At 71.3% G+C, this 18,849-nt stretch carries 18 protein-coding genes and 1 pseudogene; 9 read left to right on the top strand and 10 right to left on the bottom strand.

Features of this window, described 5'->3' with window-relative positions; genetic code table 11:
* Positions 1-70: 70 nt before the first annotated feature.
* A pseudogene (locus tag B118_RS33810) lies at positions 71-218 on the top strand (alpha/beta hydrolase); the annotation flags it as partial.
* Between the two features lie 19 nt (positions 219-237).
* On the opposite strand, the gene B118_RS0101505 reads toward B118_RS33810, so the two are convergent.
* Complete coding sequence (locus B118_RS0101505; protein ID WP_018810069.1) at positions 238-1,197, bottom strand: non-homologous end-joining DNA ligase LigD; 960 nt, start codon at positions 1,195-1,197, stop codon at positions 238-240.
* A gap of 297 nt (positions 1,198-1,494) precedes the next feature.
* On the opposite strand from B118_RS0101505, the gene B118_RS0101500 reads away from it, so the two are divergent.
* Positions 1,495-2,043 carry a TetR/AcrR family transcriptional regulator gene (locus tag B118_RS0101500; protein WP_018810070.1) on the top strand — a complete coding sequence of 183 codons (549 nt, stop codon included), beginning with the start codon at positions 1,495-1,497 and terminating at the stop codon, positions 2,041-2,043.
* 31 nt (positions 2,044-2,074) lie between these two features.
* Positions 2,075-4,282 (top strand): MMPL family transporter, encoded by a 2,208-nt coding sequence (locus B118_RS0101495; protein WP_018810071.1) that lies wholly within the window; start codon positions 2,075-2,077, stop codon positions 4,280-4,282.
* Between the two features lie 99 nt (positions 4,283-4,381).
* On the opposite strand, the gene B118_RS0101490 is transcribed toward B118_RS0101495, so the two are convergent.
* Positions 4,382-5,638 (bottom strand): erythromycin esterase family protein, encoded by a 1,257-nt coding sequence (locus tag B118_RS0101490; protein ID WP_018222817.1) that lies wholly within the window; start codon positions 5,636-5,638, stop codon positions 4,382-4,384.
* 92 nt (positions 5,639-5,730) lie between these two features.
* Between B118_RS0101490 and B118_RS0101485 the strand changes: the two genes are divergently transcribed.
* Complete coding sequence (locus tag B118_RS0101485; RefSeq protein WP_018222816.1) at positions 5,731-5,919, top strand: DUF2795 domain-containing protein; 189 nt, start codon at positions 5,731-5,733, stop codon at positions 5,917-5,919.
* Here B118_RS0101485 and erm read toward each other — a convergent pair.
* Together erm and B118_RS0101470 are read right to left on the bottom strand one after the other, a co-directional pair.
* Positions 5,916-6,710, bottom strand: a complete 795-nt coding sequence (gene erm, locus B118_RS0101480) for an ErmE/ErmH/ErmO/ErmR family 23S rRNA (adenine(2058)-N(6))-methyltransferase (RefSeq protein WP_018810072.1) — start codon at positions 6,708-6,710, stop codon at positions 5,916-5,918. The genes B118_RS0101485 and erm overlap by 4 nt on opposite strands.
* Before the next feature lie 339 nt (positions 6,711-7,049).
* Positions 7,050-7,955, bottom strand: a complete 906-nt coding sequence (locus tag B118_RS0101470; RefSeq protein ID WP_026270413.1) for a Gfo/Idh/MocA family protein — start codon at positions 7,953-7,955, stop codon at positions 7,050-7,052.
* Positions 7,956-8,059: 104 nt separating this feature from the next.
* Here B118_RS0101470 and B118_RS0101465 point away from each other — a divergent pair, with 104 nt between their 5' ends.
* Entirely contained in the window at positions 8,060-8,476 is a 417-nt protein-coding gene (locus B118_RS0101465; protein WP_018810074.1) for a hypothetical protein, read from the top strand.
* On the top strand, positions 8,469-8,975 hold the full coding sequence (locus tag B118_RS0101460; protein WP_018222811.1) for a hypothetical protein: 507 nt from the start codon (positions 8,469-8,471) through the stop codon (positions 8,973-8,975). Before B118_RS0101465 ends, B118_RS0101460 begins: the two co-directional genes overlap by 8 nt.
* Here the strand turns inward: B118_RS0101460 and fabG are convergent.
* Together fabG and B118_RS0101450 are read right to left on the bottom strand one after the other, a co-directional pair.
* Entirely contained in the window at positions 8,948-9,703 is a 756-nt protein-coding gene (fabG, locus tag B118_RS0101455; RefSeq protein ID WP_018222810.1) for a 3-oxoacyl-ACP reductase FabG, read from the bottom strand. The genes B118_RS0101460 and fabG overlap by 28 nt on opposite strands.
* A 171-nt stretch (positions 9,704-9,874) precedes the next feature.
* Complete coding sequence (locus tag B118_RS0101450) at positions 9,875-11,299, bottom strand: carbohydrate-binding protein (RefSeq protein ID WP_028192277.1); 1,425 nt, start codon at positions 11,297-11,299, stop codon at positions 9,875-9,877.
* 138 nt (positions 11,300-11,437) lie between these two features.
* On the opposite strand from B118_RS0101450, the gene B118_RS0101445 reads away from it, so the two are divergent.
* The 3 genes from B118_RS0101445 to rocD all read left to right on the top strand — a co-directional run bounded on the left by B118_RS0101445 (position 11,438) and on the right by rocD (position 15,054).
* Positions 11,438-12,808 (top strand): FAD-dependent oxidoreductase, encoded by a 1,371-nt coding sequence (locus B118_RS0101445; RefSeq protein WP_026185725.1) that lies wholly within the window; start codon positions 11,438-11,440, stop codon positions 12,806-12,808.
* Positions 12,809-13,026: 218 nt separating this feature from the next.
* Complete coding sequence (ddaH, locus tag B118_RS0101440; RefSeq protein WP_018222807.1) at positions 13,027-13,839, top strand: dimethylargininase; 813 nt, start codon at positions 13,027-13,029, stop codon at positions 13,837-13,839.
* A complete protein-coding gene (rocD, locus tag B118_RS0101435) occupies positions 13,840-15,054 on the top strand; it encodes an ornithine--oxo-acid transaminase (protein WP_018810076.1) in 1,215 nt (404 codons plus the stop codon).
* A gap of 60 nt (positions 15,055-15,114) precedes the next feature.
* Here rocD and B118_RS0101430 read toward each other — a convergent pair whose 3' ends face one another.
* The 4 genes from B118_RS0101430 to B118_RS0101415 form a co-directional block, all read right to left on the bottom strand.
* Positions 15,115-16,266 carry an FHA domain-containing protein gene (locus B118_RS0101430; protein WP_018810077.1) on the bottom strand — a complete coding sequence of 384 codons (1,152 nt, stop codon included), beginning with the start codon at positions 16,264-16,266 and terminating at the stop codon, positions 15,115-15,117.
* A 131-nt stretch (positions 16,267-16,397) separates the two neighbouring features.
* Positions 16,398-17,438: a fatty acid desaturase family protein gene (locus B118_RS0101425; protein ID WP_018222804.1), complete on the bottom strand. Its 1,041-nt coding sequence runs from the start codon at positions 17,436-17,438 to the stop codon at positions 16,398-16,400.
* Between the two features lie 181 nt (positions 17,439-17,619).
* Positions 17,620-17,937 carry a divalent-cation tolerance protein CutA gene (gene cutA, locus B118_RS0101420; RefSeq protein ID WP_018810078.1) on the bottom strand — a complete coding sequence of 106 codons (318 nt, stop codon included), beginning with the start codon at positions 17,935-17,937 and terminating at the stop codon, positions 17,620-17,622.
* A gap of 62 nt (positions 17,938-17,999) precedes the next feature.
* Positions 18,000-18,830, bottom strand: coding sequence for a patatin-like phospholipase family protein (locus tag B118_RS0101415; protein WP_018222802.1), 831 nt, complete (start codon positions 18,828-18,830; stop codon positions 18,000-18,002).
* Positions 18,831-18,849 lie beyond the last annotated feature (19 nt).

The raw sequence follows: 18,849 nt of genomic DNA, 5'->3' as shown, positions 1-18,849 counted from the left end.
CGCCTGACCTCGCGGTCGGGCGGGGCACCGTGACAAGTTACCAAGGTTTTCATGCTCGCACAGCGACGCCTTCCGGGAGTTGTTGCACGCCGGAGTACCGGCCCTGGCCTCCCTCCACCCAGCCGCCATAGCACCGTTTCGACCTGTACCCGGGGCACTGGCCGATGTTGTCTGCTCCAGCAGAACTCGCCGACGTCCTCGATCTGGCCGCCGGCTGACCGCGAAGCAATGACCCATTCAGCCGGCGGCCCGCCGGGCACGGGCCCGACGCTTCCCCTCCTGCATCGCCTGCACCCGAGCCACCGGGATGGTGCGCCCCTCGACGATCAGGTCGGCCGGGAGCCGCTGCGCCGTGGGCATTCCGTCCGCCCACGGGTCCGCCGCGGCGACCAGGGCGGGCACGGTCTGAATCGTGAAATCGGTGGGCGTGACCGACGGCAGGAGATCCCAGGGCACCGGAAACGACACCGGCACGCCGGGCCGCAGCCGCGGACTGTAGGCGGCCACCACCGTCGCCCCACCAGCTCGGGTGGAGTCGATGAAGACCTTCCCACTCCGGTCCTCCCGGATGAAGGCGGTCGTCGCGAGGTCCGGATCGAGGCGTGCCGCCCGAAGCGCGAGCGCTCGGGTGGCGGCGGCAAGTTCCTCCGCCGTCGCCTCCGCCGCCACCGGCACGAACACGTGCACCCCCTTGGCACCACTGGTCTTCACCGCCCCGGCAAGCCCGGCTCCGGCGAGCGCCCGCCGGACCAGGAGGGCCGCGGCCACCGCCACCTCGAACGGGGCGCCCTCCGGCGGGTCCAGGTCGAGCACCAGGTGGGTCGGGCACTGCAGCGCGGCGACCGTGGCGAGGGTGGGGTGAAACTCCACCGCCCGCTGGTTGGCGAGCCAGAGCAACGTCCGTCGGTCGCCGCAGAGGGCGTACGAGATCTCGCGGTGCGACGCTGCCGCCCACACCGCCGTACGAGGAACCCAGTCCGGGGTGTACTTCGGCAGGTTCTTCTGCATGAACGGGGGCTGCCCGGGGCGCACCCGCATGACCGACAGCGGCCGTTCCCGCAGGTGCGGCAGAATCCGGTCGCGCACCGCGTCCAGGTAGTTCACCAGGTCGCGCTTTGTCGCGCCCGCACCGTCGAACAGCGGCTGACTCAGGTTGGTCAGTGCCACCCCGTCCCGGGTCTCCTCGACCTTGCCCATCTGATCACACTGCCGGCAGCCGGGACGGCGGTCAACCCAACTGGCCGTCAACACGGACACGTCAGCCAGCCGTGGGCCGGAACCGGCGGCGCCCGGAGCGCCCTCGCCGCGGCGGTCGCCGGCACTACCCCCAAACGGCCTCGCCACGGCGGTCGCCGGCACTACCCGAAACGCCCTCGCCGCGGCGGTCACTGTGCCCGGCGAGGCTCGTCCGGGTGTGGCGAACGCCACTGGATCGCCCATCAGTCGGCATCTGACCGATCGGTCAGGCATGCTGTTCGAGGAGGTGGGACCGACATGACACGGGCAGCGCCCGAGCGGCACGCTGATATTCTCGCGGCGGCGGGGCGACGGTTTGCGCAATCCGGCTACCGGGGCACGTCGTTGCAGGACATCGCGGCAGACGTGGGCTGTTCGAAGGCGGCGGTGCTCTACCACTTCGCCGACAAGAAGGCGATTCTTGCCGAATTGGTAGCCCGGCCGATCGACCAGCTACGGGAGCTCGACGAGCGCATCGCCGGCGCGAGTAACCCGGCGGAGGCGCAACGGATCGCGGCCGAGGGCTTCGTCGACCTGGCGGTCCGGTTCCGCCGCGAGACCGCGTTCCTCCGCGGTGAGTTCCCCGGCCTGTTCCAGCAACCCCCCTTCAGCCACCTACAACACATCCCAGATCGGCTCGTCCATGCCTTCGCCGGACATTCCGACCGCCCGGCTGCCCGGGTCGCGGCGCTGGTGATCCTCGCGGGCATCGCCGAGACGTGCGGCGAATTCATCGATCTCCCCGAGGCGGAGCTACGTCCGGCGCTGCTCGTGCTGGTCCGCCGGGCACTCGAACCGGTCAACTGACCCAACCAATAACGACGGAGGACATCGACCCATGTCGACCCTGCTCTATCGGCTCGGCCGCGGCGCGATGCGCAGACGACGCCTCGTCGCCGCGATCTGGCTAGTCGTGCTCGTCGGTCTCGGCCTGGCGGCCCTGAACCTGCGCGGCCCGACGGCGAGCGACTTCAGCATGCCCGGCACCGAGTCGCAGCAGGCGCGGGATCTGCTCGATGAACAGTTCTCGGCGGCCAGCGGCGCTACCGGCACAATCGCGCTCAAAGCCCCGCAGCCGGGCCTGCTCGGCACCCCGCAGGGCCAGGCGGTGGCCACCGAAGTCACCCAGGAGGCCGCGACGCTGCCCGGCGTGACCGCCGCGGTGGACCCACTCACAGCCCAGGCCATCAGCCCGGACGGCCAGTACGGGCTGATCCAGGTCCAGTTCACCGAGGGCGCGGACAAGGTCACCGACGAAGAGCGGGAGGCGTACGAGCAGGTCGGCGCCGCGGCCAAGGCGCAGGGCTGGCAGGTGGCCCCCGGCGGTGAGGTGCTCAACGCCGAGCCGCAGGCCGGCTCCTCCGAGGTGATCGGCGTCGCCGTCGCGGCGGTCGTCCTGGTCATCACCTTCGGCTCGCTGGTAGCAGCGGGAATGACCATGCTGAACGCGCTGATCGGGGTCGGCGTCGGCATGGCCGGTCTCTACGCGCTCAGCGGCACGGTTGAGTTGACCAGCACCGCGCCAATCCTCGCCCTGATGCTCGGTCTCGCGGTCGGCATCGACTACTCGCTCTTCATCACCTCCCGCTACCGGCAGAACCTGCTCGAGGGGCTGCCGCCGGACGAGGCGGTCGGCCGGGCGGTCGGCACCGCCGGCTCGGCCGTGCTCTTCGCCGGCGCCACCGTGGTCATCGCGCTCTCCGGTCTGGCGGTGGTGAACATCCCGTTCCTGACCGTCATGGGTTTGGCCGCCGCCGGAACGGTCGTCATCGCCGTGCTGGTCGCCCTCACCCTGCAGCCGGCGCTGCTCGGCTTCGCCGGCCGCCGGGTGCTCCGTCGCAAGCAACGGCACCAGTACCGGGCCACCGCGACCGAGCCCGGAACGGACACACCCGAGCCGATCGCGTCGGCCGAGGACCGCTCCACATTCGGCTTCCGCTGGGCCCGGCTGGTCATCCGGTTCCGGGTGCCGGTGATCCTGGTCGCCCTGCTCGGGCTGGGCGTGCTCGCGCTGCCCACCTCCGACATGCGGCTGGCCCTCCCGGACCAGGGGACCGCGCCGGTCGGCTCACCGGCCCGGGTCTCCAACGACCTGATCAGCGAGGGCTTCGGACCGGGCTTCACCGGTCGGCTGGCGATCGTGGTGGCCGGGGACAGCCCGGAGGCGACAGCGACAGCCGTGCCCCAGGTCGCGGCCCTGGTCCAGGACACCAACAACGTCCTGGCCGTGACGCCACCGCAGCTGAGTCCGGACGGGCGGACCGCCCTGCTCGGCGTGATCCCGGAGACCGGACCCACCGACCCGGCGACCGAGCAGGTGGTGGACGACATCCGCGGCTCGGTCGGCGGCATCCAGGGTGCCGAGGTGCTACTCACCGGGGTGACCGCGATCGGCATCGACGTCTCGGAGAAGCTCACCGACGCCCTGCCGATCTATCTACTCCTGGTGGTCGGGCTGTCGATCGTGCTGTTGATGCTGGTGTTCCGCTCGCTGCTGGTGCCGGTGAAGGCCGCGCTGGGCTTCCTGCTCACCGTGGCGGCCACTTTCGGACTCACCGTCGCGGTCTTCCAGCAGGGCCACCTCGCCGACCTGGTCGGTCTGGACACACCGGGGCCGCTGATCAGCTTCCTGCCGATCCTGCTCATCGGTATCCTCTTCGGACTGGCGATGGACTACGAGGTCTTCCTCGTCTCCCGGATGCGGGAGGACTTCGTCCACGGCGACACCGCCCGGCAGGCCACCATCAACGGGATGGGGCACGGTGCCCGGGTGGTCACCGCGGCCGCGCTCATCATGATCTCCGTCTTCGGTGGCTTCATCTTCATGGAGGACCCGGTGATCAAGTCGATGGGCTTCGCGCTGGCGGTCGGCGTCGCCATCGATGCGTTCGTGGTCCGGATGACGATCGTGCCGGCGGTCATGTCCCTGCTCGGCGACGCCGGCTGGTGGCTGCCGCGCTGGCTGAACCGGGTCCTGCCCAACGTGGACGTAGAGGGTGAGGGACTGCGTAGCCACCTGGCGGAGCAGGAGCCCGCCCGCACCTGAGGTCGACGACGAGGGACCCTTGCCCCGGTACGCGTGACGTGCCGGAGCAGGGGTCCCTCCCGTGGTGCGTGAACCGGGGCCGCTCCTTGGCGACGCCCGCTACACCCCGGCTGGATACGTCTCCAACTCACCGCGGGTGCCCCGAGCGGGCAGTGGGTCCAGCGCGGTCGCCTCGTCACACCAGACGAACCCGTCGTACCGCTCCCCCAGCCGGGTCGGCTGATAATTGCCCCAGGACTCGAACGAGGGGTTGTAGACCACCCCGATCGCCCGGTGGTCCAGCGGCTCGGTCACCCAGCCGGGCTGGTCGGCGCCATCGAAGATCAGCACTGCCTGTTCGGGTAGCAGCTCGTGTAGCCGCCGTTCCACCGACCCCTCCCGGGCCGGCGGAACGTTCATCTTCTCGGCCGGCGAGCCCCAGTGCGGCGCGGCGACCACCGTGCCCCGATGGCTACCGAACCCAACCAGGACGACATCGTCCCGGCCGTGCCGCTCCCGGGCCAACTGGCCCAGGCTCACCATGCCGTCCGCGACCATATCGGTTGCCCGCGCGTCCCCGACGTGGGTGTTGTGGGCCCACACCACCCCACGTGCCCCCGGGCCGTAGCGCTCCAACAGCCGGTCCAGCGTGTCTGCCATGTGGTGGTCCCGGATGTTCCACGACTCCGGTCCACCCCCGATCATGGCCCGGTAGTACCGCTCCGCGCCGGAGACGACCTCCGCGTTCTGCCAGGTCGAGAAGGCGTCCGCGCCGTCGGTCGCGGCGTGTTCCCGAATCCGTGCCAGCAGGCAGACCACCTCGTCCTCACAGCGCGCGGAGACGAACCGGCTCGCTGTGCCGTACTCCTCGATCCGCCGTCCGTACGGCTCGAAGCACCGGTAGGCGTCCTGCGCGGCGTCCAGCGCCGCCGGCGCCTCCTCCCCCAGGTAGTCGAAGATGGCCTGCATCGACTCCCACAGGCTGTAGACGTCCAACCCGTGGAAGCCGACCCGTTCCGGTCCGGGCCGCTGCCCGTTCCACTCCCGCAGCCAGCGGCAGAAGCGGGCCACCTCCGCGTTCGCCCACATCCAGGTGGGCCACCGTTCGAACCGTTCGAGGGCGGCCTGCGGTTCAACGGCGGCGTCGGGGGCGGCCGTGACCGAGCGGTGTACCCGGTCGCAGTCCGGCCAGTCCCCCTCCACCGCGACGAACGAGAAACCCCCTTCGGCGATCAACCGCCGGGTCAGCTCCCCGCGCAGCCGGTAGTAGTCATGGCTGCCGTGGGTCGCCTCCCCGAGCATCACGATCCGGGCGTCCCGGGCGCGCTCCAGCAACGGGTCAAAATCGCTCGGGGCGCCGAGCCGCCGCACCAGCATGCCGAGCGGCTACCCTGCCCGCCGGGTGGGCAAACCCAGCCGGCCGGGTGGGCCACCCGGTGTGCCGGCACGCGGAGCGGGTATCCGGCCCCATGACCGTCTCCGGCGCGCAGTTGCAGGACTATTTCGCCGCCCTCGCCTACCCCGTCTCCCGCAAGGACCTGGTCCGGTGGGGCCAGGAGAACGGGCTGAGCACGGAGATGCTGCAGGCGCTGCGGCTGCTGCCGGAGGGGAGCTTCAACTCACCGGCCGAGCTGTCGGAGGCGCTGAAGCTGCGCTAACGCCACAGCAGACGGAACAGCACCAGCCACTGCTCCGGCCAGACCTGGCCGACCGGGGTCGCCGGATCGAGTCGGGTCGCGCGCAGCGCCGCCGCCAGCCGCGCCCGCGGGTGGTGGCGGGCCAGCGACGCCGCGAGCGAGCCGCCGACGCCGTCGAAGCCCAACTCCACCATCCGCTGGTACGCGGGCAGCGCCGCCGCCGGCAGCAACGGCTCCCGGCGGCGCTCGATCCGCAGGATTCCGGCGTCCACCCGCGGGACCGGACGGAACGCCGTCCGGGGCACCCGCCCGGCCAGCCGCCAGCTGAACTCCGGCCAACTGCGCACGGTCAACCGCGTCCACCGCCCGTAGTCACCGCTGCGCTTGCGGGCGTACTCGAGTTGGGTGAGCAGGGTGGCCGTGCGCAGGCTCGGCGCGGCCAGGCACCAGCGGACCACTGCGGAGGTCAGCGACCACGGAATGTTGCCGACCACGTCGAAGGGCGCCCGCGGCGGCGGGGCGGTCAGGAAGTCGGCCTGCCGACAGGTCACAGTGGGCAGATCCGCGCAGCTTCGGACCAGTTCGGCGGCGGCGACCGGATCTACCTCGTAGGCGATGAGGCGACGGCTGTGGGCGGCGAGCAGCCGGGTCAGCTGGCCACGCCCGGCACCCACCTCCAGCAGGAGGCGGTCCGGGTCGGGCCGGGTCGCCCGGGTCAGCCGGTTGACCGCGGCCGGATCAACGAGAAAGTTCTGGGAGAGGATGCGACGGGACCGGTCGCGTTCGGTTGCTCGGGTACGGCGGGGCGCCATGGATCGTCGTCCTGTCTGTCGCCCGGTGGCGACGCTGGACAGGCAGCCGGAATCGGGGCCTGTCCGGATGAATCGGGACTCGGACGGCCCTCGGCGCTGGCGCGCGGTGCGCGGTTGGGTCAGGCGCGGCGGGCGCCGGCCGGGGCCGGACGCCGAACGCGCGGGCGGGCCACCAACAACGGCCCGCGGGTCGCCGGCACGGCGGCCCACTTGGTCAGGGGGTACGCGAACATGACCCGGACTGTAGTCGCCCCGGTCACCCCGTTCGACAGATTTTCGCCGTACCGGCGTCGGTACGGATCTTCGCCGTACCGACGCCGGCCGGGACGTGGTGGGCGGCTACGCGGGCACCTCAACGGTGCGGGCCTCGGCGCGGGCCGTCTCCGCCGCCGCCAGGATGGCCACCACCTCACGACCGAACCGCACGTCGAGGCGGTGGTCTCGGGTCCCCGAGTCGATCTCCGCCAGCAGCTGGTCGATCGCCGCCTCGAACGCCCCGGCCAGGGTGTCGTCGCCGTCGGGCACGGTCTCGACGCCGCTCTCGCCGTAGAAGACGATGTCCCGGCGGGCCACTGAACTGGGGGCGTCCAGGGTGAGCGACAGCCTGCTCGTGGCGCCGTTGTCGTGGGTGAGCAGCAGGTGCACCAGGCCCCGGGGGCCGTCCATCGCCGCGACCTGGGTGACCCGTCCCATGACCGGCAGGATCAGGGACAGCGCGTGCGGACCGATGTCCCAAAGCCCGCCGTGCTCACGCCGCCAGGTAGAGCCCACGTACGGGCTGCCGGGCTGGAAGATCGAGGTGAAGAGGGTCGCCTCGGCGTGTTCCCAGCCGCCGTCCGCGGCGGTGGCGGCGAGGAAGGTGGTGACGTTCTGGTGATAGCGCTGGGTGAAGAAGACCAACGAGGCGACCTTGGCCGTCCGGGCCGTGGCGACCAGGCGGTCGGCGTCGGCGAGGGTCAACGCGAGCGGCTTGTCGAGCAGCAGGTGCCGTCCCGCCGCGGCGGCCCGGGTGGCCAGCTCGACCTGCACATCTGGTGGCAGGGCGATCGCCACGGCCTCGCACGCCTCGATCAACGCGTCGGCGTCGGCAAACGCCGGCACGCCGTACCGCTCGGCGAGCACGGCGGCCTTGGCCGGATCCCGCCCCCAGACACCGACCAACTCGGTACGGGGATGGGCAGCCAGGCCCGCTCCATGCGTCCCGCCCGCCCAGTGCCCGGTACCGAACAACCCAAACCGCACCACGAACCTCCAACCGATCGGCGCCGCGACCACCGCGGTGTCGCAGACAACGCTATCCGGCGGGGCGAGGACGCCACCGGCAGGTGTACCACCCGGATTAGTAGAGTGTGCCGGTGACCGAAGCGAGCGCGACCACCAGCGCTGCCGGCGACCTCCCAGTCGACGGGCTCCTCACCGCCGTCCCGATCGCGCTCTCCCTTCTCGTCGCGGGTTGGGCCCTCGTGGCGACGCTGCGGCACCGCGCCCCGGACCGGGCGCAGTTCGCCGGCCTGGCCGTGCTGGAAGCGGCGCTGCTCGTGCTCACCGTCGTCACCCTGATCGCCCTCGGCGGCGGCCAGCGGCCGGATGAGCCGGGTTCCTTCTTCGGCTACCTGACCACCCTGGTCTGCCTACCCCCGCTGGCCTGGGTGCTGGCCCGAATGGAGCCCACCCGGTGGGGGTCGGCCATCGTCTGCACGATCTGCCTGGTCACCCCGGTGGTTCTGGTCCGGCTCCAGCAGACCTGGACGGTGCTCGGTGGCTGACCGGCGACCCACCGAGCGCCCACGAGCCGCCGATCGGACCCGGACCAATTCCGGCCCCGGCCGCCTCCTGATCGCGGTCTACCTGCTCTTCGCCATCGCCGCCACCAGCCGCGCCGGCCTCCAGATCGCCACCCGGTTCGAGGCGGCGCCGATGGCGTACCTCCTCTCCGCCTTCGCCGCCGCGGTCTACATCGTGGCGGCGGTGGGGCTGGGCCGGGCCGGCCGCACCGGCCGCCTGATCGCACTGGCCTGCTGCACGGTCGAGTTGGTCGGGGTGGTGGGTGTCGGTGCGGTCAGCCAGGCCCGGCCGGAGTTGTTCCCGGACGAGACGGTCTGGTCCGGCTTCGGCAGCGGGTACGGCTACATCCCGCTGGTGCTGCCGGTGCTCGGGCTGTTCTGGCTCTGGCGTACCCGCCACGACCTCGACCGGGCTGCGGCCAGCCGGCCGAGGCCGTCCCGGGTCGCGCCGGATCAGTCCTTCGGCCCGCCGGCGACGTAGAGGACCTGCCCGGAGACGAACGACGCGCCCGCACTGGCCAGGAACGAGATGGTGTGCGCGATGTCCTCCGGGCGACCCACCCGGCGGACCGGAATCTCCGCCGCAGCATGTTTCTGCAGCGCCTCGAAGTCAATCTTCATTCGGGTGGCGGTCGCCGCGGTCATGTCGGTGACGATGAAACCCGGAGCGACCGCGTTGACCGTCACCCCGAACGGGCCCAACTCGATCGCGAGGGTCTTCGTGAAGCCCTGCAGACCGGCCTTGGCCGCGGCGTAGTTCGCCTGCCCCCGGTTGCCGAGCGCGGAGATGCTGGAGAGGTTGACGATCCGGCCCCATTGCTGCTCGACCATGTACTGCTGGGTGGCCTGGCTGAACAGGAAGGCACCCCGCAGGTGCACGCCCAGCACCGTGTCCCACTCGGCGTCGGACATCTTGAACAGCAGATTGTCCCGCAGCACACCGGCGTTGTTGACCAGGACGGTGGGCGCGCCGAGATCAGCGGCGACCCGCTCGACGGCCGCCTCCACCTGGGCCCGGTCCGACACGTCCGCACCGACGCCGAGCGCCCGCCCACCCGCCTCGGTGATGGCGGCGACGGTCGCCCCGGTCGCGGACTCGTCGATGTCCACCACCGCTACGGCCAACCCGTCGGCGGCCAACCGCCGGGCGGTGGCCGCTCCGATGCCCCGTGCCGCGCCGGTCACGATAGCGACCCGCTGCTCCGACATGCTACCTCCCAGTAACGTCGATCGATCGAAGGAGCTTAGCCCACTCGAGCCGACTCGTTGCCCGTCCGGGAAGCGGTCGCCGCTGGGGGTGCTCGACGGGTTTTCGAGGGGAAAGCCGGCGGGCGGCCCTGGTTGGCGCCGGCGGGGAGCCGACCAGGGCCGCTCGCACCGCTAGCGGCGGAAGGTGAACCAGTTGACGTTGACGAAGTCGTTCGGCTGGCCGCTGGTGAAGGTCAGGTAGACCGTGTGGCGACCGGTGGGGCCGGCGACGTTGCCGGGCACCGAACGCCAGCTCTGCCAGCCGCCGGTGTTGCCGATCGCGAAGCTGCCGATCGGTGGGCTGGTCAGGCTGTCCAGGCGCACCTCGACCAACCCGCTCACGCCACCACCGGCGCCGGAGGCCACCCGAGCGACGAAGTCCCGGGGTCCGGTGGCGCCGAACTCGACGTTGTCGTACCGGGCCCAGTCACCGTTGCGCAGGTAGCCGATGTTCTCCCCGCCCTCGGTGGCGCCCTCCACCTGAACGCCGTACTGACCGTCGAACGACTCGGCCTCGATCGTCGCGTACGCGTCCCGCGCCCCACCCGGCGGTGGGGTGGTCGGCGGGGCGGTGGTGGGCGGGGCGGTGCCGGCGCCCCGGCTGTAGACCGCGACGTAGTCAACGAGCATCGGCCGACCCGGCACCGTCGCGGCGGTCGGGGTGGTCCCGCCGGCGACACCGTTCGGGAAGGCGCCGCCCATCGCCACGTTGAGCAGCAGGAAGTAGCCGTCGTGACTGGTCATCTGCGACCAGGCCGGCTCACCGACCCGGGTCTGGGTCACCGTGTGGTATTGCTCGCCGTCGACGTACCAGCGCAGTTCCTGCGGGCTGACCGAGGCGTCCCACTCGAACCGGTAGGTGTGAAACGCCGACTGACAGGTGGCTCCCGGGCAGGTTCGGGCGGCACCGATGCCGTTGAACTCGTCGCACGGCCCGCCCGGCGCATAGCCGCAGTGCAGCACGCCCCACACCGAGTTGATCCCGTTCACGTTCTCCATCACGTCAAACTCGCCGACGCTCGGCCAGTTCTGGAAGTTACCCCGGTACGGCGACCCGAGTGCCCAGAACGCCGGCCAGTAGCCGGCCGCCGGAGCCCCGGTCACATTCGGCACCTGGAGCCGGCCCTCGATCGCGAGGACACCGCCGGCCGGCGGCTTGAAGTCGGTCCGTATGGTCTCGATCCGCGCCGAGGTCCACCCGCCGGCTGAGTCGCGCAGGGGGGTGATTCGTAGGTTGCCCGCACCATCGTGACTGAGGTTGGCGGTGCTGTCGGTATACGTCTGGATCTCGCCGGTGCCCCAGTTGGGCGGGCCGCCGGGGTAGCTGGTGCCGAGATCGATGATCCATTCGGCCGAGGAGGGCAGGGTGCCGGCCGCGCCGTCGAAGTCGTCGCTCCAGACCAGACTCCAGCCGGGGGCGGGCGTGGGCACGGCGGCGCTCGCGGTGACCGCGACACCGGCCAGGGCGGTGGTGGTGAGGGCAGTGAACAGCGCCAACGCCAGTCGCTTCCGGCGTCTCGCGGGCAGGGCGGCAGGCGCCCCGGGTGGGGTGTACATGAACGTGCCTCTCTGGGGACGGGTCGAGAGAGCGCTCTCTCCGAGTTGTACGTGCCCGCCACGCAGTTGTCAATGCCGATCTCTTGCACCTCCGCCCAGCGCCCCCGGGCCCGGGTCGATCCGTGGCAGGATGAGCTGGTGACAGAACGGTTGATCGTCATTGGCGGCGATGCCGCCGGGATGGCGGCGGCGTCGCAGGCCCGCCGCCGCCGCGGCCCGGACGACCTGGAGATCATCGCCTTCGAGCGGGGCCAGTTCACGTCCTACTCGGCCTGCGGCATCCCATACTGGATCAGCGGCCTGGTGCCGCAACGCGACCAACTGATCGCCCGCGATCCGACGACCTTCCGCGAGCGGTTCGACATCGGAGTCCGGCTACGGCACGAGGTCACCGCGGTCGACCTCGACCGACGCGAGGTGGTCGCCCGGGACCTGGCCAACGGCGGCGAGGTCCGCGAGCGATTCGACACCCTGGTCTACGCCACCGGCGCCCACCCGCTGCGGCCCGCCTGGGCGCGCACCGGGGTGAAGGGCGTCTTCGGCGTGCAGACCCTCGACGACGGCGCCGCCCTCCGGGACTGGCTGGACACCGACCCGCGCCCCCGCCAGGCGGTCGTGGTCGGCGGGGGCTACATCGGAGTCGAGATGGCCGAGGCACTGATCCAGCGTGGACTGGAGGTCACCCTGGTCGAGAAGGCCAGTCAACCGATGTCGACCGTGGACCCGGACATGGCCAAGCTGGTCAATGACGCCATGCACGGAGTGGGGGTGCAGATCCGCACCGACCTGGAGGTGACCGGCCTACAGGAGCGAGACGGGCGGGTCTGCACGGTGCTCACCTCCGACGGACCGATCCCCGCCGACCTGGTCGTGCTCGGCCTCGGTGTCCGCCCCAACGTCGCGCTCGCCGAGGCCGCCGGGCTGCCAATCGGGCCCAGCGGGGCGCTGCGGGTGGACCGACGCATGCGGGTACCCGGAGTTGACGACGTGTGGGCCGCCGGTGACTGCGTGGAGTGCCTGCACCGGGTCAGCGGAATGCCCGTACACATCCCGCTGGGCACACACGCCAACAAGCAGGGCCGGGTCGCCGGCGTCAACATCGGTGGCGGGTACGCGACCTTCCCCGGGGTGATCGGCACCGCGGTGATCAAGGTCTGCGACCTGGAGGTCGGCCGCACCGGGCTCCGGGAGCAGGACGCTGCGGCGGCGGGTTTCGAATTCGTCTCGGTGATCACCGAGTCCACCAACCGTGCCGGCTACTTCCCCGGCTCCCGCCCGATGACCGTCAAACTCATCGCCGAACGGCCCACCGGGCGGCTCCTCGGCGCGCAGATCGTGGGCTGGTCGGAGGCGGCAAAGCGGATCGACGCCCTGGCCGTGGCGCTCTGGAACGGCATGACGGTGGACGACATGACCGCCCTGGACCTCGGGTACGCCCCGCCGTACTCCCCGGTCTGGGATCCGGTGCTGATCGCCGCGCGTAAGGCCGTCGACGCCCTCGGGCGGTGACCCGGTCCGTCTTCGCTCCGGGCCGGAGCAGTCGGGGACGCCCCTCCGGCGCCTGCAAGGAAACGCTACAGAAGAGCCGCCAAACGCAATGATCCGACGGCCAAAGCAACTTCCTACGGTGGATCCCGCTGGCCTGCCCCACATACCGTGGAGCAACGGCGCCAGCCCGCGGGCCACGGTGGCCAGGCGCGCCCGACCCTGAGAGCAGGACAATGCCGATGGACGCCACCCGCCACCAGCGCTTCCTCATGTGCCGGCCGACATACTTCGCCGTCGACTACGCGATCAATCCGTGGATGGATCCCACCGCGCCGGTCGACGTCGACCTGGCGATCCGGCAGTGGGAGCAGCTACGCCAGACCTACCGGGACCTCGGCCACGCTGTCGAGGAGATCACCCCGCTGCCGGGCCTACCCGACATGGTCTTCGCCGCGAACGGCGGCACGGTCCTCGGCGGCCGGGCCATGGCGGCGCAGTTCCGGGCCCCGCAGCGCGCCGATGAGGCGCCCGCCTACCGTGCCTGGTTCGAAGCCGCCGGCTTCGAGGTGCACCACCCGAAGCACGTCAACGAGGGAGAAGGCGACATCCTGCTCGCCGGTGGCCACCTCCTCGCCGGCACCGGATTCCGGACCGCGCACCCCGCCCACGCGCAGTTGCAGGAGGTCTTCGGCTACCCGGTCCTCACCATGCAGTTGGTGGACCCCCGCTTCTACCACCTGGACACCGCGTTGACCGTGCTGGACGAGCACACCATCGCGTACCTCCCTGAGGCCTTCTCCCCCGGCAGCCAGGCGGTGCTGCGCCGGCTCTTCCCGGACGCCGTACTCGCCAGCATGGCCGACGCCGCGGTCCTGGGCCTCAACGCGGTCAGCGACGGCCAGCACGTCGTCCTGCCGGCGCAGGCCACCGGCTTGGCGGCGCAGCTGCGGGAGCGGGGCTACCAGACGATCGGGATCGACCTGTCCGAGCTGCGTAAGGCCGGCGGCGGCCCGAAGTGCTGCACATTGCGACTCTTGCAGGGAGGCGAGTAGATGATCAAAGACGAGGTACGGACACCCACGGCCGTTCGCGATGCGCAACGGTGGACAGCGCACAGCTACAACCCGCTGCCGGTGGTCATCTCCTCAGCCGAGGGCGCCTGGGTCACCGACGTGGACGGCCGCCGCTACCTGGACTGCCTGGCCGGCTACTCGGCGCTCAACTTCGGGCACCGCCACCCGCGGCTGGTCGAGGCCGCCCACGCCCAGCTGGACCGGCTCACCCTGACCAGCCGCGCCTTCATCCACGACCAGTTCGCCGACTTCTGTCGGGAGCTGTCCCAGCTCTGCGGCAAGGAGCTGGTGCTGCCAATGAACACCGGGGCCGAGGCGGTCGAGAGCGGCATCAAGGTGGCCCGCAAATGGGGCTACCAGGTCAAGGGGGTCGCGGCGGAGCAGGCGAACATTGTGGTGGCCGAGGGCAACTTCCACGGTCGCACCACCACCATCGTCAGCTTCTCCACCGACGAGGACGCCCGCGCCGACTTCGGGCCGTACACGCCGGGCTTCCGCCTCGTCGCCTACGGCGACCTGGCAGCGCTGACCGCCGCCATCGACGAGAACACCGTCGCGGTGCTGCTCGAACCGATCCAGGGCGAACAGGGGGTGATCGTGCCACCGGCCGGCTACCTGCCGGACGTACGGCGGGTCTGCACCGACCAGAACGTGCTCCTGATCGCCGACGAGATCCAGTCCGGCCTCGGCCGCACCGGCACCACGTTCGCCTGCGAGCACGAAGCTGTGGTGCCGGACATGTACCTGCTCGGTAAGGCTCTCGGTGGCGGCATCGTGCCAGTCTCGGCCGTCGCGGCGGATGCCGATGTGCTCGGCGTACTCCAACCGGGCCAGCACGGTTCCACCTTCGGTGGGAACCCGCTCGCCGCCGCGGTCGCCACCGAGGTTGTCCGGCTCCTGGCCACCGGCGAGTTCCAGCGCCGCTCCGCCGAGCTCGGCGCCCGGTTACACGCCGGTCTTCGGGCGCTGGTCGGCAAGGGCCTGCTCGCGGTCCGGGGCCGCGGGCTCTGGGCCGGCCTGGACATCGATCCGGCGCTGATGACCGGGCGGGCGGCGAGCGAACGGCTGATGAGCCGCGGCGTCCTCGCCAAGGACACCCACGGCTCCACCATCCGTCTGGCCCCGCCTCTGGTCATCACCGAGGAAGAGATCGACCACGCGGTGGCACAGCTGGCTGCGATCCTCACCGAGTAGTCCTCGTACCACGGCGGGGGTGCCGGCCGGGTGATCCGGCGCCCCCGCCGGGGCCGGCGGTCAACGCGGCAGACGCATCGCCATCGTCGGCGCCTCGGCCATCACCGAGGTCGGGGTGTACGGCGCGCCAGCCGGCAGTTCGTCCGGGCGCCCGACCTGCACGCCCGGGTACAGCTCCACCATGTGCCCCTCGGCCAGCACCCGAGACTGCTGCGGTGCCAGCGGGACCCGCTCCGCCTCCACCATCGACCCGTTCGGCCGGATCCCGGAGCCGTTGGTACTCACGTCGGTGACGACGATCTCGCCGACCCGCAACTCCAGTCGCAGGTGGCTGCGGCTGATCCACCGGCGGGCCTCGTCGTTGAGCCACTGGCCGAGGATCACCCCGCCGTCAGCCTCCGGAGCACGCCCGACCAAGACCGGTTCGGAGTCGGTGAGCACGAACCGACGCCGGATCAGGCCACCAACCCGGACCGCCAGCACCGCCGACCGCGGACGTGGACCCGCGTCGCTGAGCCGAGCGCCGTGCCGGGGGCAGCTCGGCACTCCCCCACGCAGGCTGGGCGGCGGCTGCGTCACCGGGCTGCGATCGCTGACCGCGGCCAGGTCGGCGAAGGCCCCACCCCCACCGCCCTGACCGAAGAGTGCGCACGGGGCCTCGGGGCAGCGCCAGTGCCGCGCCAACAGCTTGGCGCCGGCCACGGACCGTTCGCCGGCGGAGAGGGCGTCCCCGCCACCGACGTGCGCGACGAAGGTCGGCCCACTCTGGGCGGGTACCGGGGCGACCACCCGGCCGGGCTGGTCGGCCACCCAGGGGTAGCGGCCCCGCAACCCGTCGAACCGGGCCCGACTCAGCACCGGAAGCCCGAGCAGGTCGGCGACCTCCAGCATCCGACCACCAGGATTGTCCAGCACCTCCACCAGGCCGTCATCGGCCCAGCGCCGCACCACCATCCGCTCGTTCGAGGTCAGGTCGGCGTCGGAGAGCACGCCCCGGTGCACCACCGCGTAGACCGGGACGCTGTCCTCCTCCAGGTGCCGCGCCAGGGCGTCGATCACCATGCCGAGGCGGAGCAGACTGGCCGGCCGGCCACCGTCAATATCCTGGTACCGAATCACCTCGGCCAGGTCGAGCACCGCGCGGGTCAGCCAGGGGTCGGTGGACACTCGGCCCTCAATGGCGTCCAACACCTTACTGATCTCGAATCTCATCGGATCTCCCCCACGAGGGTCGCCCTCCGCCCGGTGCGCACGGCTGCCACGGGCCGACCCTACCGGCACCGCTGGTAGGGAGCTGACCAGCGGTGTCGACGCCAGCTCGCCACCGCTGGAGCGCTCCTCGCTCAGCGCAACGGTCGGCCAACCGCATGCAGGTGCGCGAGCGCCTGCCGGTACGACTCCACCACCCCCACCTCGACGTACGGGACCCCCCGCTGCGCGCAGTAGGCCCGGACGATCGGTTGGGCCCGACGTAGGTTGTCGCGCGGCATACTCGGAAACAGGTGGTGCTCGATCTGCTGGTTCAACCCACCCAGGGCGACATCGACAAACCGACCACCTCGTACGTTCCGTGAGGTGATCACCTGCTTCCGCAGGAAGTCCAGCTGGTCACCGGCGGTCGGCATCGGCATGCCCTTGTGATTCGGAGCGAACGCGCACCCCATGTACAGCCCCCACAGCCCCTGGTGCACCACCGCGAAGACCAACGCCTTCCCCGGTGACATCACCAGCAGCAGGCCACCGACGTAGAGGACGGTGTGCGCGGCGAGCAGGAACGCCTCACCACCCCGGTGCCGCATCGGCGTCTGGAACCGCCCATCCGGCCCCCGCCCCGCGATGGCTCGCAGGCTCGACAGATGCAGGTTCAGCCCTTCCAGCAGCAGCATCGGGAAGAAGAGGAACGCCTGCCGGCGAGCCAGCCACCGAGCGAACCCCCGGGTCGCCCGGGCCTGCTCCACCGACCAGACCAACGCGCCCGCCGCCACGTCCGGGTCCTCGTCGGCGTGGTTGGGGTTGGCGTGGTGCCGATTGTGCTTCTCCACCCACCACCCGTAGCTGAGCCCGACCGCCAGGTTCCCCGCGAGCAGGCCGACCAGTTCGCTCGGCCCTCGCCGCCGGAACATCTGTCGGTGCCCGGCGTCGTGGCCGAGGAAGGCCACCTGGGTGCTGGCCACCGCCATCAGTGCCGCGACCGCGGCCTGCCCCCAGGAGTCGCCGACGAGGATGACCAGCGCCCAGACCGCGCCGAAAAACGCGCTTGTGGACGCGATCCGAACCGCATACCAGCCGGGACGGCGCTCCAGAAGTCCCGCCGCCCGGATCCGCCGGGACAACTCGGCGTAGTCACTGCCCCGTACCGGCGGATCCGATACCAGCTGCCGCATATTCGCCCACCCCCTCCTCGACTCCGGTCGCGCCGGTCAGCTCGACCACCGGCACCGAGTCTGCCGAGGAGGGTTGCGCTGAGTAAGCCGGTACGCCCCCGACTGGAGGTGGGAATACGCCCCCCGCCGATGGTGGTGGTACGCCCCCGGCTGAAGGTGGGGTACGCCCTACCGGGGCGGGCTACGGACGGGTCTGCTCGTGGACCCAGGCGGCGTAGTCGGGGTTGCTCTCCACCCGGTTCACCAGGATCTCTGGTACGTCGTAGGGGTGGTTGGCCCGGATCTGTTCGACCAGCGCGCCGACTCGTCCCGGGGCGGTCTTGAACTGCACGGACCACTCGGAGTTGGTCTCGACGCGCTGTTGCCACCAGTACGTGCTGTCCACCTGGCCGCCCACCTGCGCGCAGGCCGCCAGGTGATCGACCACCGCCGCGTCCGCGAGCCCCGCGGCGATCGAGCGCTCGTCCACCACCGTCGTCACCACACAGATCTCCTCCACCCGGTCACCCTACGTGGACCCGCTCTGGCGCGTCCCGCACAGCCACCGGGGTGGTGGCGGCATCAGCGGTCCAGCTGGGCCAGGTAGCGCCGCGAGGCCGTGTAGGCCCGGCTGATCCGCCGCCCCACCGCTGCCGTGTCCCGGTATGCCCACGGCGAGTCCTCCCGGGGCTGGATTCCTCCGGTCGGCAGCACATGCACCTGGACCCCGTCGGGCACGGCGGCCAGCTCGCGGGCAAACCGGTGCCGGCGGGCGATCTCGAGCGCGACCTGGGAGATCTCCCAGGGCCGTCGTGGTGGGCTGAGCTCGCGTTCGATTCGCCCCACCTGAAGCACGAAGATCCGGGTGGCTCCAGCCGCCACCGCCTCGCCGATCGGGATCGGGTTGACCACACCGCCGTCGATGTAGTGCTGGCCGTCGATCTGGGCTGGGGGGAGAAGACCCGGCACGGAGGCGCTGGCGAGGACGGCCGGTACGACCGGCCCGGTGTCAAACCAGTGCTCGGCGGCCCGCTCGATGTTCGCCGCGCAGCAGCGGAAGGGCACCCGCAGGTCCGCGAAGGTGGTGTCGGCACCGAGTTCCCGCTCCAACAGTTTGCGCAGTGGCCGCGGCGAGTGCAGATGGGTACGCGCGGCGAATCGGCGTAGCTGTCGGGCCACGGAGTCGCCGTACACCTCGCTCGCCTCGGGAGAGGCCCAGAGCCGGACCAGCCGGTCGGTGACCGTGGTGGACGGATCGGCGGCCACCAGCACCCCGTTGACCGCACCAATCGAGGTGCCGAACACCAGGTCGGGTCGAATGTCGGCGCGGAACAGCGCGCGCAGCATGCCGACCTCGACCGCACCGAGAACGCCGCCGCCACCGAGCACGAACGCCACCGGACCCCCAGCCATAGCTGCCATCCTGGCATGG

It is taken from the genome of Salinispora pacifica CNR114, from assembly GCF_000514775.1.
GTDB lineage: Bacteria > Actinomycetota > Actinomycetes > Mycobacteriales > Micromonosporaceae > Micromonospora > Micromonospora pacifica.
This window is presented reverse-complemented; position numbering and strand designations above follow the sequence as displayed.